Genomic DNA, 15,200 nt, shown 5'->3' with positions numbered 1-15,200 from the left:
TGATTTATCGCAGCTGGCGCTGGGTGTTTTTTCCGCTGCTCAGTTGTGCCGTCAGTGTGCTTTTAAGTTGCGGCTTATTTGGCTTACTGGATATCCGCACTACAGTGATTTCGGCTAACTTCATTGCCTTGCAGCTTATTTTGACGCTGGCGGTGATGATCCATTTGCTGGGGGCTTATCGCGAAGTAGCCCGTGACAACCCTGAATTCAGTCAGCAGCAGCGGGTTAGCGGCATGCTGCAGCAAAAAATCTCGCCGTGTTTTTATGCAACCCTGACGACTTCAGTTGGTTTTGGCTCACTGATTTTCAGCGGTATTCAGCCGGTGGCCGACTTTGGTTTTATGATGCTGATTGCCATGCTAATCACCATGAGTATCAGTTTGCTGTTATTCCCGGCGCTGTTAAGTTTACTCAAAGCCCGCACGGAGACGGCAGAGTTTGGCTGGTTACAGCAGGGGTTGCAGCACGCTGCGGCGCTGGTGAAACGCTGGCCTTATCCGATTATGCTTATTGTACTGCTGCTGTTCAGTGGCCTTGCCACCGGCATTAGCCGTTTAAGTGTAGAAAATAGTTTTATTCACTATTTTGCCAAAGATACGCTGGTGCACCAGGAGCTGGCATTTATCGACCGGCATTTTGGCGGCTCCACGCCGCTGGATATAGTGATAACGCTGGACCCGGCTAAATCTAAAACCGATTTAATCATCAGTGCCGAGCAGCTTAATCAGCTGCATCTGGCCCACGCTGCCATCAATGCCTTTGAAGCCAGTGGTAGCGTAACCTCGCTGATTAATTTTACGACCCTTGCCAGGCAGCTGAATCAAAACCGGCCGCTCACTGAGTATGAGCTGGATGCCATTTATGAAATGCTCAGCACAGAGGTAACGGATCAGCTGGTTGGCGCCTATATAGCCGACTCACCGTCACAAGTCAGAATTGCCACCCGTATTCAGGATACGACAGAGCATTTAAACCGTGCGCAGCTGATGCAGCAATTGCATGCAGATTTGCAGCTGGTCGGCCTTAAGGCGGAGGAGTATCAGCTCAGCAATTTGTTCGTGCTCTATCAGGATATTTTGTCGCGCCTGGTCGACTCGCAAGTGACCACCCTGGGGCTGGTGTATCTGGTGTTAGGCCTGGTGCTGCTGGTTATTTTCCGTTCACTAAGCATTGCCTTGATCGCGCTTATTCCAAATGTGCTGACCACGTTGGGGATATTAGGCTTAATTGGCTGGTTAAAGATTCCGCTGGATTTAATGACCATTACTATCGCCGCCATCGCCATGGGCATAGCAGTGGATGATACCATTCACTTTATTCATAATTACCTGCAGCAGCCTGCTGATAATACCGATGCTGCCGACAAAAACCACAACAGTGCTATCAGTGCCACCTTTGCCCACACTGGCCTGGCCATAGTCTATACCTCAGTGATCATTGCCATGGGCTTTGCGGTATTTGGTTTTTCAGACTTTCTACCCAGCGTCTACTTTGGCATTCTCACCGCCGCTGCTATGCTAATGGCGTTATTCACCAACATCAGCATTCTCCCCGCCATGTTGCAGCGCTTTGTTTCTGGTACGAAACAGCCTGGTAAAGCTTGAGCTTGTTATAAAAGGCAGACAATTAAGTTTGCTTAAGCTGAATTACGGTATTAGGACGACTGATTAAAAACATCATTAATGTCTACAAATGGACAGTTTTTGTGTTTTGGTCTATTATTGAACCTCTATGGGAGGTGCGTTATGCAGGCATTAGATGTTGATATTCGTCAGGAAAAGCTTGGACCTGTTGCGATTAAAATGTTTATGAACATTGCGGGCAACGAGTGGCTGCTATCTGAAAAAGACATGCGTGTTTTACTGGGCGAGCCCAGCCGTAGCACTTTTTATAACTGGCGCAGCGGCAAGGTAAGCGCGCTAAGCCGCGATACCCTTGAGCGGGTGTCCTTTATTGCGGGTATTTATAAAGCCCTGCATCTGCTGTTTGTGCAGCCCGAACAAGCCAATACCTGGATAAAAAAACCGAATACTGCCTTTGGCGGGCGTTCGGCACTAGAGGTGATGTTGGCCGGCAGCCTGCTTGATTTAGCGCGGGTTCGTCAATATCTGGATGCACAACGTGGTTGATTTAACCTTGCGCGTTATTGACTGGCAGGCCCGGCGCATTATTGCCAGCCGCTTTCCCCCGGTATCTTTATTTGAGCGTATTGTCGACCCGGATGAATATGACATTGCCTACTATATAGAGTCGTTAACCAATGACAGGTTGCGCCAGGAAGCCGGAGATCTAGCGCTGGTGCCGCCAGAACAACGCATTTGCGGCCCTGGTTCTACCCCTGTTATGGCGTCGTTTACCCATATAGGGCATGCCAGCCGTTTTACTGACGGCAGTTATGGGGTCTACTATGCCGCCAACAACAGTGCCACGGCCATTGCCGAAACTGCCTATCATCGCGCCCGGTTTCTGGCAGCAACCGCTGAGCCTGATACCAGTATTTTTATGCGCGAGTATGTGGGTGCTGTGCTGCAGCCCATGGCCGATATCAGCAGCGGCGACTTTGCTTATCTGCACCATCCTGACGACTACACGCCAAGCCAGGTCTTTGCCAGCGCGCAGCGGGCGCGGGGACATGCCGGCTTGCTTTACCTGAGTGTGCGTAATCCGGGCGGGTTTTGCCTGGCGGCGTTTAAACCCAATGCCCTGCAACCTGTAGTACAGGCTGCCCATTATGAGTACTTTTACAGTGCCAGCCAGCGCAAAATAAAGTATGTATTAGAAGTGAAAGAGGTCGCCGGCTTCTAAATCTGTTCAGCTATTTCAGTTAAAATCTGATTTACTCCCAAAGACAGGACAGTGGTACTGCAGCGAGTTTTTCTCCAAATGGCACAATATCAGTGCTGTCATAAAGCACCACTCCAAAGGCAAAACGGTCCTTGCATGAGTCGGCCAGCACCTTAAGCCCGGAAAAATCGCTTGATTTCACAGTGGCACTGGCCTTAACTTCAATCCCGACTAGCATGCCGTCGTCACGCTCCAGTACTATATCCACTTCGTGGTTTACATGGTTGCGGAAATGATAGGGTGTCAGTCGCATATCTGATGCCGTGATGAGTTTCATAATCTCTGAAAATACGAAGCTTTCAAGCAGTGCTCCAAATGTACGGCGTTCCGCTTTGACACGGTCAAAGGTTAATCCACAGACAGTTGCAAGCAAGCCGCTATCGAGAAAATGCAATTTTGGTGTCTTGGCTAAACGTTTTAACGTGTTGCTGTACCAAGGCTGCAACTGGGTCACTAGGTACACTTGTTCCAGTAATCCAACATAGCGCTGTCCCGTTTTGTATGAAACGTTGATGCTATTCCCGAACTGCGAGTAATTGACCAATTGTCCAGAATGTTCTGCCAGCAGGCGAACGAATTTAGGTAATTCTGTCAGCTTTTCGATATCGGCGAGATCCCGTAAATCCCGTGTTAGCACCGAAGTCAGATAAGCTCGCAGCCAATCTTGCCGCCGTTTCTCTGTAACGCGGCTAATTGCTTCTGGAAAACCGCCTGACAGAACCAGCCGGATCAGCGAGTCACCGAAAATGGCATCCTGATGTACCTGCAATTTACCTTCAAACAACCGTTCAAGAAACGTCGGCATCCGGCCCGCCAACTCGCCTTGTGCCAACGGCAGCAGTTGGATGGTCTCCATCCGCCCAGCGAGACTATCGGCTACCCGAGGTAGTGTTAACACATTGGCTGAACCTGTCAGCAGGAAACGGCCAGGGCGATAATCCTCATCCACCGTCTTTTTAATGGCTAACAGCAGGTCTGGAGCCCGCTGAATCTCATCGATAACAGCAGTATCAATACCACGAATAAATCCTGTTGGGTCGGCTCTGGCAGCATCCAGCACTGTTTGATCATCAAGTGTTATATAGCGTCGTCCGGCAGTTGTCATTTGCCGCGCTAATGTCGTCTTGCCAGCGCGGCGCGGCCCAACAATCATTACCACTGGGGTGTCTGTTAGGGCCTCAAGCACCCGAGGTGTTATAAAACGCTCAAACATGGAGAACTCCAGACGCGTAAAAATAGAAATTAATTCATGTAAAATTAGAAGTCAACAGAAGTGAAATTAGAACCTTGATAGAAGGAATTTAGACATTGCTGTTCTTGCATTTCACGATATATTGGGTCAGCGACATTGATTTTAGTATTAAGATCTGTGTTGAAAACAGCATGTCTAGGAAGCAGAGGGGTTAGATATCACCGCGCAATTCGGCTAATTTTATTGTCAGGCAAGGTTTAGCAGCCGGCTTGACAGCGTCACAGCCGCTCAGCTATTTCAGTTAAAATCTGATTGACCCACAGGTTTAAACGCTCGTCGGTTTGTTCGTACTGGTTTTCATCGTCCAGCGCCAGGCCGTAAAACCATTCACCATCCGCTGTTAGGGCTTTAGAGGCGATAAACTCATAGCCTGAATTTGGCCAAAAACCAATGCGCTGAGGTTGTTGTGGGGCTATGGTCTGGTGCAGCATGCCTACGGCATCCTGAAACCATTCGGCATACCCAATTTGATCGCCCATGCCATAGATAGCGACAATTTTTCCGCGCAAATCCACTGTTGTGATGTCATCCCAGTGCGCTTCCCAGTCTTCCTGAATCTCACCAAAATCCCAGGTGGATAAGCCCAGAATTAAGATGTCGTACTGCGCCATCAGGCTTAACGGCTGTTGTTTGATATTGTGCAAATCGACCAGCTCAGCGCCAATGAGTGCCTGAATTTTTTCTGCCACCATTTCGGTATAACAGGTGGTGGAGCCATAAAATAAGCCGATTTTCATTAAAGGTTATCCCGTTGTCAGTCGCGGCGGATTGTAGCAGATTGTCGCCGGGTTACCCAAGGGCAGACTATGCCTGAGCGGCGTATTCAGGTAAGATAGCGCCATGTTTTACTGTGCCGCATACCATGACTGCTAACCGCACCGCTGCTATTCCTGACACTGTTTCTGCTGAGGATGCTGAGCTTATAGCCCGGTTTTTAGATCAGCTGTGGCTGGAAAAAGACGTCAGTAAGCATACGCTTAGCGCCTATGGCACAGACTTGCGCCATTTTGCCCGCTTTACCCAGTCCCGGGATATCAGCTTGTTACAGGTAGATGCACCCCTGGTAAATGCTTATCTGGCGCACCGCTACGACCGCCAGTTGGCCGCCCGCAGTAATGCCCGTTTGCTTAGCAGTTTACGCCGCTTTTACCGCTATTATCATCAGCAGGGACAACTGGCGCTAAACCCACTAAGTGAAGTGCTGAACCCCAAAGCCGGCCACAGCTTACCCAAAAGCTTGTCAGAAACGGATGTCGAGGCGCTGTTGCAAGCACCGGATATTACAGAGGCTATCCAGTTTCGCGATAAAGCCATGCTGGAGTTATTATATGGCTGTGGTTTGCGGGTGACAGAGCTGGTTAACTTGCGTATGACCCAGCTGCAACTGGACCCCGGCGTAGTAAGAGTGCTGGGTAAAGGCCGCAAAGAGCGGTTAGTGCCGATGGGAGAGGAAGCGGTGCACTGGATAGCGCGTTATTTGCGCGAAGCCAGGCCAGATCTGCTGGGTCAGGATAGGGATGTGGTATTTCCAAGCAGCCGGCAACAACAAATGACCCGGCAAACTTTTTGGCACCGTATCAAGCATTATGCTAAGGTCGCCGGCATTGACGCCACCTTGTCGCCGCATACACTGCGCCATGCTTTTGCTACCCATTTGCTCAACCATGGCGCAGATTTACGGATAGTACAGGTATTGCTGGGGCACAGCGATTTGTCGACAACACAAATTTATACTCATGTGGCGCAGGCGCGATTACAGCGTTTGCACCAGTTACATCATCCACGCGCATAGCGTTAAAGCAGGGCTTAATATGAAAAAGTGGTTAATCAGCGTAATGACGCTGGCATTATTTAGTTGTAAACCGATTGCCGAGCAGCCAGCTAAGGATACCGCCAATGCGGCACCTCCAGTCACCCAGGCGCCACTAACAGCAGAACTTAGCATTGAACATACGCCTTTGGTGCAGCGTTTTGGGCAGGTTGGTTTGCAGGTGCAGTCTGTACAAGCGTCGCCTGCAGAAGGCCTGTTACAGGTGATGACCAATCAGGGGCTGTTTTTCAGCTCGGCCGACGGCCGTTATCTGGTAACGGGTAATGTGCTTGATCTGGACAATTTTCAGCAAGTGCGCGGCCAACTGGTGCCGGCCTCTTTAAAAGAGCAGCAAATGCGGCCTTATATCGTCAGCAAAATGGCTGAGCTGGGGCAAAGTTATATCGAATATAAAGCCCGCAATGAAAAGCATGTGATTAGCGTCTTTACTGATCCCAGCTGTGGTTATTGCCGCAAACTGCACGAAGAAATGGCCGATTACAATAATGCCGGCATTACCGTGCGTTATTATGCCTTCCCGCGCGCGGGCCAGGGCTCTGATCTACACTTACAAATGCAGCACATCTGGTGCGCCCGCAATCAAAATGTGGCTATGGATACCGCTAAAGCAGGTAAAACGCCAGAGCGTGCTATGTGCCAAAACCCGGTGCAGCAACATTTAGAATTGGCGCAATCCTTTGGCATTAATGGTACCCCGGCCATTATTTTAGCAGATGGTCAGGTGATCCCGGGCTATCAGCCTGCGGCCTTATTATTACCCAGCTTACAGAGCCAATAATTGATGAGTCAGCTTGCGTCAAAACAACTGTGTCGGCGCCCGGTTCCGTCAGCGCCGATACTGCTGGCCGATATGCATCCGGTGTTACAGCGGTTATACCACAGCCGCGGCATTACCGGTCCTGAGCAACTGCAGCGGCAAAGCAGTGCCTTATTGCCTTACCAGCAGTTAAAAGGCATTGATGCGGCTACTGAGTTGTTGATAGCCGCATTATTGCAGCAGCAACGCATTGTTATTGTTGGTGATTTTGATGCAGATGGCGCAACCAGTACCGCAGTGTTGATGTCGGGCTTAAAAGCCTTTGGCTTTAAATACCTGGAGTATATGGTGCCTAACCGTTTTGAATACGGTTATGGCTTAACACCTGAACTGGCTGAGTTAGTGGTGGCGCAGGGCGCTGAGCTGATCATTACCGTGGATAACGGCATTTCGGCGATTGAAGGCATAGCGCTGGCGAAACAAGCCGGGGTCAAGGTGCTGGTGACTGATCACCACCTGGCCGGGCGCGAATTACCCAATGCCGATGCCATAGTTAACCCGAATCAACCGGGCTGCCTTTTTCCCAGTAAAGCGCTGGCCGGCGTCGGCGTGGCGTTTTACTTATTAATGGCGCTGCGCGCCGGTTTGCGTGAGCGCCAGTATTTTAGCGAACACGGCCTGACCGAGCCCAATATTGCTGAGCTGCTGGATTTAGTGGCACTCGGCACCGTGGCCGATGTGGTGCCACTGGATACCAATAACCGTATTTTAGTGCATCAGGGCTTAATGCGTATTCGCAGCGGCAAGTGTCGGCCGGGCATTCAGGCATTAATTGATGTCGCAAATAGACGCGCGGAAAAACTCACTGCCAGCGATTTTGGCTTTGCCCTGGCGCCACGCTTAAATGCCGCTGGCCGGTTGGATGATATGGCGCTGGGCATAAGTTGCCTGTTGGCGCCGGAGCTTGGGCTGGCGCGGCAATATGCAGCCGAGCTGGATGCCTTGAATGTCGAGCGCCGGGCCATAGAGCAAAGCATGCAGCTGGAAGCACAGGCATTTTTAAGCAAATTATCTTTTGACGGCAGCGCCTTGCCCGAGTGTTTATGTTTGTATCGCAGCGACTGGCACCAGGGCGTCATTGGTATTTTAGCCGGCCGTATTAAAGAGCAGTTTCACCGGCCAACCATTGTATTTGCCGAGGGCGACAACGGTGAGTTAAAAGGCTCAGCCCGCTCGATACCCGGTCTGCATATCCGCGATTTACTGGAAGAAATTGCCAGCCAATACCCGGGGTTGATTAAAAAATTTGGTGGCCATGCCATGGCGGCGGGGTTAACCATAGCCGCCGAGCGGCTGGATACTTTTCAGCTGGCGCTAAGCTTAACCGCGAAAAAACATTTGACGCCAGAGCAGTTGACGGCTGTGGTTTATACCGACGGTGAATTGGAGCGCGACTGTTTTGACATTGGCTTTGCCCAGCTGTTGCAAAACGCCGGCCCCTGGGGTCAGGCCTTTCCGGAACCGGTATTTGATGGTGAATTTACCTTAATCAGCCAGAAAATGCTGGCCGACCGACATTTGAAACTAATGCTACAGGGCCCGGCCGGGCTGTTGGTTGATGCTATTTGGTTTAATGCAGACAATAAAAGCTGGCCAGATATTAATGTTAAACAGGTAAGGGTGGCTTATCAGCTGGACATTAACGAGTATCGCGATCAGCAAAACTTGCAACTGATAGTGCGCTATATGGAAGCGCTGGCCTAACCAGCTCAGCGCGCTTGATTAAAACCGGACTAAATTGACGGTTGCAACAGGGTAAAATCCTGACTAAGTAACAGCTTGCCATCTATATCTGCCAACTCCAACCGTAACTGTTTTGCGCTCAGATCTTGAGGGGTCAGCTTGTAAGATACATTCCAGTCTTTACTGTCGCTGCCCCAAAGCAAGTTATTCTGCACATTCCGTTGTTGCCCATTGCTGTCTATCAGCAGCCATCTGGCGAACACGGCTACATGCTGTTGCCCCTGGCGTCGGAAGTTATTGTCAAAGCGCATACCCAGACGTTGCTTCGGTTGCGCCTGCACCCTATTAGTAGATTGCAGCACCTTATTGTTGTCATCCATTAAACCAACTTGTTGAACTTTAATACTGCTGGTGGCAGTACCGATGCCATATTCACTGCTCAATACCTGCTGCAATAAGTTTAGCTCCAAAGCATCGTACTGGCCTTGCATAAACACATTCGCCAGTGTCAAGCGCAGTGCGCCGCGCTCAGCTTGAGTTAAAGTGCGAGACTTCGCTTGGGTACTTAAGCTTAACTGGCTGGCGCAATTAGCCACATCGCGGGTCACCCCCTGTCCCAGGCAATGTAATTGGGCGAGTCCGGCTCTGGCGGCCAGGCTGGCGCCTTTCTCAATGGCCTGTTGATAGGCGTTTATTGCTAGGGCGAAGTCCAAAGGTTGCTCGGTACTGTATAGGCGGCCCAACGCGACATAGGCTTCAGCCTGATCGCGCTCTGCCGCTAACTGTAGCGAGAGTCTTGCCTGGTTTACATCATAAAAAATGCCATTCTCGTCAGCGTAAATTAACCCCATATGATAAGCGGCTTCGGCATTGCCCAATTGGCTGGCTTGTTGATGGAAGCGCATTGACCTGGCCATATCTTCAGTTAAACGAGCATTGCCGTAGAATGACTTTGCTAACAGCAGATAGTCTTCAGCCAGATAAGCAGTGTGTTGTGGAACTACAGCATGATTCTCCATGTCGATTTCCAGGCTGCGGTAAATAAAATCAGTCAGATAGGCATTTTCGTGCCATTGCCAATAGGGATTAGAGTGGCCATGACCTGTACGCTTATAAAACAGCGTCTCTACAGGTCTTTTTAGCCGGTTTAGTAAATAGTGCAGGCGTTGGCTGTGTTCAAAATCAGCAATATTATCTTCCTCACCGGCAATCAGCAGCAGTGGCACCTTAATGTGATCTGCCAGATAAAACGGCGAATACTGCTTTAATTGTGGCGTGTTTGCTCCAACCACCCGTGATGTCCTTCGCTGATATTCATCAGTGGTCTTAATATTGCTGGCATTAAACAGCAGGGGTAAATCATAAATGCCGTATGCCGCAACCACACATTGGTAGTCTTCAGGATGTTTAATCGCCAACATCAATGCCGAATAGCCACCATAACTACTGCCTACAGCGCACATTTTTTGGAACTGAAACTGCTGTTTGACCCGTTCCACGGCTGCGGTGATGTCTTGTTCTATGGCTTTACCGAACTGACCGGTACCACTTTCTAGAAACTGCTTACCAAAGCCCGCTGAACCACGAAAATTGACCCGCAATACTGAAAAACCACGGCTAACCAAATATTGTAGCTGACTATTAAAATAGTCGTAATCACGAACACCAACCGGGCCACCATGCGGCATGACCAGGAGCACCTTGTGGTCAAGCTCACTTTGCGGCAGAGTTAAATAGGCTTCAATAGTGACGCCCGGTTCACTTTCTAAATTAAAACTACGATTAGTAGCAAACTGGAAAGCTTGTAAGTCAGGGTAAGCTTCCGTTAACTTGATCGCTTGTCTTTGTCGATGGTTGTACAAATAATATGTACCCGGGTCATCAGCTGCATAAACAAACAAGATCGACGATTGAAGTGTTTTATTATCAGCTACCTGATAAATTTGCTTGCCTGCAAAGGCTTCCCCTAATCTGATGGCCAGGTTGTTTGCATCTTCCTGTAAATAATGAGTACGGTGTTGGCCATCTTCATAATATTCAACCGACTCGACCTGCCCATCCATAGTGATTGTCGCTGATACCAAATCATAGCGGGGGTGTTGATATAGAATGTTGCCAAGCTGACCACTGGTAATATCAAATGCCTGCAACGCCAGAGTATTAGTGCCTTGGTTACTTAAAACAGCCAGTTCTGTAGCGGACAAAAAGCCTACAGGTATAAAAGCCAGTTCTTCATCCTGAGTCGTAAATAGCAAGGTCCAGTTTGTATCTTGCATTTTTTTGAAACTAAAACGCAGTGTCAGGTTATCACTTGCCAATTGCATCGCAAATAAACTGTCTGACTGTTCATCATAAAAATAACTGAGCACCCGTTGCAGTTCTGTCGCGATCATAGTACTGCGGGGGAGGTCACTGTTTTTGAAGCGATCAACCGATATCTGGTGCAATTGTTTAAATTGTTTATTACTGCGCTGCTCAGTGGCATAAAGTAAGTTAAATTGTCGCTGTGGCATACTCGCGACTAAATCACCCCCTAACCATAAGCGCCTGAGTTGGGCCGTGATGCCGCTTTGGTCTTTCACCAAGGTGGCTATTCCTTGAATGAGATCGCCTGTTTCACGGTATTCAACAAAAAAATTGTCGTTATCTAACCATTGATAACTACGTAAGCTTTGCTCAGGTGCTATTTTGACGACATGGGTAAAGTTCATTGACTGGGTATCAATCAAAGATAGGTACAGAGTTTTCTGATGTATGATCTGCGTAAGGATAAACTGGCCGTTAGGCGAAAATTGCGGTCCTGACATGAAGGGAGGGGCAAACACTTTGTCACCTGGCAAAGGGGCGGCCTGCAATGGAGACGCTATAGCAGACAGTAGTAACAGCATTAGCAATGGGATAATCACCTTCATTGCTGACTCACTGACTGTGCGATATGTTCAATATGCTGAAAAAAGTCGTCTTCTCCAGGGCCATGGTAGCGAACACTATACGCTTGCAATAAGGTTGGGAAGGAGCGTTCTAAAAACTGTAATGCATCGCTGGAGCGGTTCTCCAACACCAGATTGGCGCCATGCCGCCAGACACTGTATGTATTGGCTTTGATGTTAAAATTACCGACATAACTGATGCGGCCTGCACCAACACTAAAATCCCAGTAACTGTCAGTTAAGCGAAAATGCAGCATATTATTGAAGGTAACCTTACTCAACCGGTAATTACCTGCAGGAACATTCAGCAAGATATAGTTAGTGCCGCGTTGCAAATCTTTTGTCGTCAGACTAAGCCGGCGCTGCCCCTCCAGATTAATACTTTGCAGATTATAATTAGTATCGACACTAATTAGCAGGTAGCCATGGTTATCGGCTATCGGCTGGACAATATCCTGTTTAATGCCTGTTACGCTCTTTGCGCAACCAGCCAGTAATAAAATTAACAATGACGCATACAAATTATTATTTATTTTCATGATTATTTGATAAAAATTAAAACAATAACGCAAATATCTCAGACAATTACACAACCCGCAATGACTTTTTTGTGGAAACCGGAACACAATGTTAAATTATATTTTGGTTATAGATGGCTGCACTGCCAGCGATAAATTTGCTACAATTGCGCCCTATTTTTCTGACTACAAGATTACGGCGTAAAGCATGTTTGAAGTGAATCCGGTAAACAACAGCATTAAAGATCTGACTGAACGTACTAACGTGCTTCGGGGGTACCTTTGACTATGATGGCAAAAAAGAGCGCTTAGAAGAAGTGACTCGCGAACTGGAAGACGCTAACGTTTGGAATAACCCGGAAAAAGCTCAGGCATTGGGCAAAGAGCGCTCAGCGTTGGAACAGGTCGTAGGGACTATTGACCGCCTGGATCAGGGGTTGGAAGATGTCAGCGGCCTGATTGAACTGGCGGTTGAAGCTGAAGACGAAGATACCTTTGAAGAAGCCAAAGTAGAATTAGCCGGGCTGGAAAAACAGCTGGCTTTGCTGGAATTTCGCCGCATGTTCTCCGGCAAAAATGATCAAAACGATTGTTATCTGGATATTCAGGCCGGCTCTGGCGGCACTGAAGCGCAGGATTGGGCCAGTATGCTGATGCGCATGTACCTGCGCTGGGGTGAAGATAAAGGCTTTAAACCTGAACTGTACGAAGTGACCGATGGCGATGTCGCCGGCATTAAAGGCTGTACTATCAAGTTCAGTGGTGATTACGCTTATGGCTGGTTACGCACTGAAACCGGGGTGCATCGTCTGGTGCGTAAAAGCCCGTTTGACTCGGGCAACCGCCGCCATACTTCTTTTGCTTCGGTATTTGTGTCACCGGAAATTGATGATGACATTGAAATTGATATTAATCCGGCCGATTTACGCATAGATACCTATCGCGCTTCTGGCGCTGGTGGTCAGCACGTTAACCGTACCGACTCTGCGGTGCGGATCACGCACTTACCCACCAATATCGTGGTGCAGTGTCAGAATGACCGCTCACAGCATAAAAACCGCGACAATGCCTACAAGCAACTGCGTGCCAAGCTGTATGAGTTTGAGCTGCAGAAGCAAAATGCCGAAAAGCAGGCGCTGGAAGATACCAAATCTGATATCGGCTGGGGCAGTCAAATCCGCTCTTATGTGCTGGATGACTCGCGCATTAAAGATTTACGCACCGGCATTGAAACCCGCAATACCCAGGCGGTACTTGACGGTAACCTTGATAAGTTTATTGAAGCCAGCTTAAAAGCGGGTCTGTAATCTTTACTTTAACTTTCTTTTTCAATCAGGAAACACACTATGTCTGACCAACAGCAACCACAAGATGAAATTCAGGACGTCAATAAACTGATTGCTGAGCGCAAACAAAAGCTTGCCGGTCTGCGTGCAGACGGTTTTATGTTTCCGAATGATTTTCGCCGTGACACTATCTCTTCTGAGGTGATTGCCAAGTACGATCACTTGACTAAAGAACAGCTGGAAGAGCAGAAGATTACCGTCAGCCTCGGCGGCCGTATTATGACCCGGCGCATTATGGGTAAAGCCAGCTTTACTACTATTGCCGACATGGGCGGTAAAATTCAGCTGTATGTGGCGCGCGACAGCCTGGCTGAAGGCGTGTACAACGACCAGTTTAAAAAATGGGACCTGGGCGATATTATTGGCGCCACCGGCCATCTGTTCAAAACCCAGACCGGCGAGCTCACTGTTTGGCTGAGCGATATTCGCCTGCTGACTAAAGCACTGCGGCCTTTGCCGGATAAATTCCACGGCTTGACCGACAACGAAGCCCGCTACCGCCAGCGTTACCTGGATTTAATCTCCAACGAGCAGTCGCGTAAAACCTTTTTAGTGCGCAGTAAAACCGTGGCCTATATCCGCCGCTTCTTTAACGATCATGGCTTTTTAGAAGTCGAAACTCCGATGCTGCAGGCGATTCCTGGCGGTGCCTCGGCCAAGCCGTTTGAAACCCACCATAACGCGCTGGATATGCAGATGTTTTTGCGCATTGCCCCTGAGCTGTATTTAAAGCGCTTAGTGGTCGGCGGTTTTGAAAAGGTATTTGAGCTGAACCGTAACTTCCGTAACGAAGGGGTGTCGACCCGGCATAATCCGGAATTTACCATGCTGGAGTTTTACTGGGCTTATGCCGATTACAACGACTTAATGGATTTAACCGAAAAGTTATTCCGTGGCCTGGCCTTAGATGTACTGGGCACAACCGAAGTGCCCTATCAGGGCGAAGTGTTTGACTTTGGTAAGCCCTTTGCGCGGATGTCAGTGACCGATTCTATTTTGCACTACAACCCAACAGTGACTAAAGCGCAACTGGCGACGCGCGAGGCAGTGGCAGAGCTGGCCAAATCACTGGGTATTGAAGTGAAAGCCAACTATGGTCATGGCCGTATTTTAATGGAAGTGTTTGACGAGCTGGTCGAAACCAAGCTGCGTCACCCGACCTTTATTACCGAATACCCGGCGGAAGTATCACCGCTGGCGAGACGCAATGATCATAACCCGGAGATTACCGACCGCTTTGAGTTCTTTATCGGTGGCCGCGAACTGGGCAATGGTTTTAGCGAGTTAAATGATGCTGAAGATCAAGCAGAGCGTTTTCGCGAGCAAGTGGCACAAAAAGATGCCGGCGATGATGAAGCGATGTTTTACGATGAAGACTTCGTTACTGCACTGGAGCACGGCTTACCACCGACTGCTGGTCAGGGCATTGGTATTGACCGTCTGGTGATGCTGCTGGCTGATGCAGCCTCCATCCGGGACGTTATCCTGTTCCCGCACATGCGCTTACACCAGGATAAGTAATTAAATTTACAGCTTATAAAGCCAGACACCGGTCTGGCTTTTTGCTTTGTATTGCCAGTATTCTTTACTGTTGGCCGCTCATTTCTACACTATACTGGTACAGTATTTGGGGGTAATATTTGGCTTTAAATTTTTAAATAATTGATTTTTAGCTATTTATTTTCGTTGTGTTAATCTGGTAGCAGCTTTGCTCTAATCGTATAAGTAATAACGATTGACTTAAGCTGAGGTTATCAGGCGCAGTTCAACTGTGTTTTTGTTAAACAAGCAGGAGGTTACCATGGCAACAACTCAAGCGAATACCAACACTGGCAATTCAGCAATTAAATCGCCTGTAACTGAGCGCGCCAGTGAGGCTGCACATCATGCAGTTGATGCAATGGCGGAAAAAGCGGCAACAGCTGAAGATAGCTTACGCAGAACAGCGGCCAGTTCAAAAGCGACTATAGATCAGAAGC

The 15,200-nt window shown here is 48.8% G+C and carries 12 protein-coding genes; 8 read left to right on the top strand and 4 right to left on the bottom strand.

Translation table 11 applies throughout. The annotated features are described in order from the left end of the window. The 3 genes from V7D78_RS13555 to V7D78_RS13545 all read left to right on the top strand — a co-directional run. Window positions 1–1,604: efflux RND transporter permease subunit (locus V7D78_RS13555; protein ID WP_333608989.1), on the top strand; the 1,604-nt coding region annotated here is incomplete at its 5' end. Window positions 1,605–1,745: 141 nt separating this feature from the next. Next, entirely contained in the window at window positions 1,746–2,129 is a 384-nt protein-coding gene (locus tag V7D78_RS13550; RefSeq protein ID WP_333608988.1) for an MbcA/ParS/Xre antitoxin family protein, read from the top strand. Beyond that, on the top strand, window positions 2,113–2,805 hold the full coding sequence (locus V7D78_RS13545; protein WP_333608987.1) for an RES family NAD+ phosphorylase: 693 nt from the start codon (window positions 2,113–2,115) through the stop codon (window positions 2,803–2,805). Before V7D78_RS13550 ends, V7D78_RS13545 begins: the two co-directional genes overlap by 17 nt. Window positions 2,806–2,836: 31 nt before the next feature. On the opposite strand, the gene V7D78_RS13540 is transcribed toward V7D78_RS13545, so the two are convergent. Together V7D78_RS13540 and fldB are read right to left on the bottom strand one after the other, a co-directional pair. Then, window positions 2,837–4,057 (bottom strand): ATP-binding protein, encoded by a 1,221-nt coding sequence (locus V7D78_RS13540; protein ID WP_333608986.1) that lies wholly within the window; start codon window positions 4,055–4,057, stop codon window positions 2,837–2,839. A gap of 257 nt (window positions 4,058–4,314) precedes the next feature. Further along, complete coding sequence (gene fldB, locus V7D78_RS13535; RefSeq protein ID WP_333608985.1) at window positions 4,315–4,833, bottom strand: flavodoxin FldB; 519 nt, start codon at window positions 4,831–4,833, stop codon at window positions 4,315–4,317. 125 nt (window positions 4,834–4,958) lie between these two features. On the opposite strand from fldB, the gene xerD reads away from it, so the two are divergent. Genes xerD through recJ form a run of 3 tightly spaced genes read left to right on the top strand, consistent with a single transcriptional unit; the run spans window position 4,959 to window position 8,448 of the window. Continuing rightward, entirely contained in the window at window positions 4,959–5,888 is a 930-nt protein-coding gene (gene xerD, locus V7D78_RS13530) for a site-specific tyrosine recombinase XerD (RefSeq protein ID WP_333608984.1), read from the top strand. 19 nt (window positions 5,889–5,907) lie between these two features. Next, on the top strand, window positions 5,908–6,705 hold the full coding sequence (locus tag V7D78_RS13525) for a thioredoxin fold domain-containing protein (protein ID WP_333608983.1): 798 nt from the start codon (window positions 5,908–5,910) through the stop codon (window positions 6,703–6,705). 3 nt (window positions 6,706–6,708) lie between these two features. Then, the gene (recJ, locus tag V7D78_RS13520) at window positions 6,709–8,448 is read left to right on the top strand and encodes a single-stranded-DNA-specific exonuclease RecJ (protein WP_333608982.1); all 1,740 of its coding nucleotides are present in this window, start codon (window positions 6,709–6,711) and stop codon (window positions 8,446–8,448) included. Window positions 8,449–8,477: 29 nt separating this feature from the next. Here the strand turns inward: recJ and V7D78_RS13515 are convergent, their stop codons facing one another. Continuing rightward, a complete protein-coding gene (locus V7D78_RS13515) occupies window positions 8,478–11,339 on the bottom strand; it encodes an alpha/beta fold hydrolase (protein ID WP_333608981.1) in 2,862 nt (953 codons plus the stop codon). Next, window positions 11,336–11,896: a hypothetical protein gene (locus V7D78_RS13510; protein ID WP_333608980.1), complete on the bottom strand. Its 561-nt coding sequence runs from the start codon at window positions 11,894–11,896 to the stop codon at window positions 11,336–11,338. The genes V7D78_RS13515 and V7D78_RS13510 overlap by 4 nt, the downstream gene beginning before the upstream one ends. A 187-nt stretch (window positions 11,897–12,083) precedes the next feature. Here V7D78_RS13510 and prfB point away from each other — a divergent pair. Both prfB and lysS read left to right on the top strand, forming a co-directional pair. Continuing rightward, a protein-coding gene (prfB, locus tag V7D78_RS13505) for a peptide chain release factor 2 (protein ID WP_333608979.1) occupies window positions 12,084–13,182 on the top strand; the annotation gives its coding sequence in 2 pieces (ribosomal slippage) (window positions 12,084–12,158 and window positions 12,160–13,182; 1,098 coding nt in all). Window positions 13,183–13,221: 39 nt separating this feature from the next. Further along, window positions 13,222–14,742 (top strand): lysine--tRNA ligase, encoded by a 1,521-nt coding sequence (lysS, locus tag V7D78_RS13500; protein ID WP_333608978.1) that lies wholly within the window; start codon window positions 13,222–13,224, stop codon window positions 14,740–14,742. The last annotated feature ends 458 nt before the right edge of the window (window positions 14,743–15,200 follow it).

Origin of the sequence: Arsukibacterium sp. (genome assembly GCF_036735525.1) — a bacterium.
Classification (GTDB): domain Bacteria; phylum Pseudomonadota; class Gammaproteobacteria; order Enterobacterales; family Alteromonadaceae; genus Alishewanella.
The sequence above is the reverse complement of the archived record's forward strand: the minus strand, read 5'-3'. Positions and strand labels throughout refer to the sequence as shown.

What these genes read in the sequence shown, in the direction of transcription:
- V7D78_RS13545 (WP_333608987.1), top strand. Translation starts at nt 2,113, where the DNA reads ATGCACAACGTGGTTGATTTAACCTTGCGCGTTATTGACTGGCAGGCC.
- lysS (WP_333608978.1), top strand. Translation starts at nt 13,222, where the DNA reads ATGTCTGACCAACAGCAACCACAAGATGAAATTCAGGACGTCAATAAA.
- V7D78_RS13525 (WP_333608983.1), top strand. Translation starts at nt 5,908, where the DNA reads ATGAAAAAGTGGTTAATCAGCGTAATGACGCTGGCATTATTTAGTTGT.
- V7D78_RS13550 (WP_333608988.1), top strand. Translation starts at nt 1,746, where the DNA reads ATGCAGGCATTAGATGTTGATATTCGTCAGGAAAAGCTTGGACCTGTT.
- recJ (WP_333608982.1), top strand. Translation starts at nt 6,709, where the DNA reads ATGAGTCAGCTTGCGTCAAAACAACTGTGTCGGCGCCCGGTTCCGTCA.
- V7D78_RS13510 (WP_333608980.1), bottom strand. Translation starts at nt 11,896, where the DNA reads ATGAAAATAAATAATAATTTGTATGCGTCATTGTTAATTTTATTACTG.
- V7D78_RS13540 (WP_333608986.1), bottom strand. Translation starts at nt 4,057, where the DNA reads ATGTTTGAGCGTTTTATAACACCTCGGGTGCTTGAGGCCCTAACAGAC.
- fldB (WP_333608985.1), bottom strand. Translation starts at nt 4,833, where the DNA reads ATGAAAATCGGCTTATTTTATGGCTCCACCACCTGTTATACCGAAATG.
- V7D78_RS13515 (WP_333608981.1), bottom strand. Translation starts at nt 11,339, where the DNA reads ATGAAGGTGATTATCCCATTGCTAATGCTGTTACTACTGTCTGCTATA.
- xerD (WP_333608984.1), top strand. Translation starts at nt 4,959, where the DNA reads ATGACTGCTAACCGCACCGCTGCTATTCCTGACACTGTTTCTGCTGAG.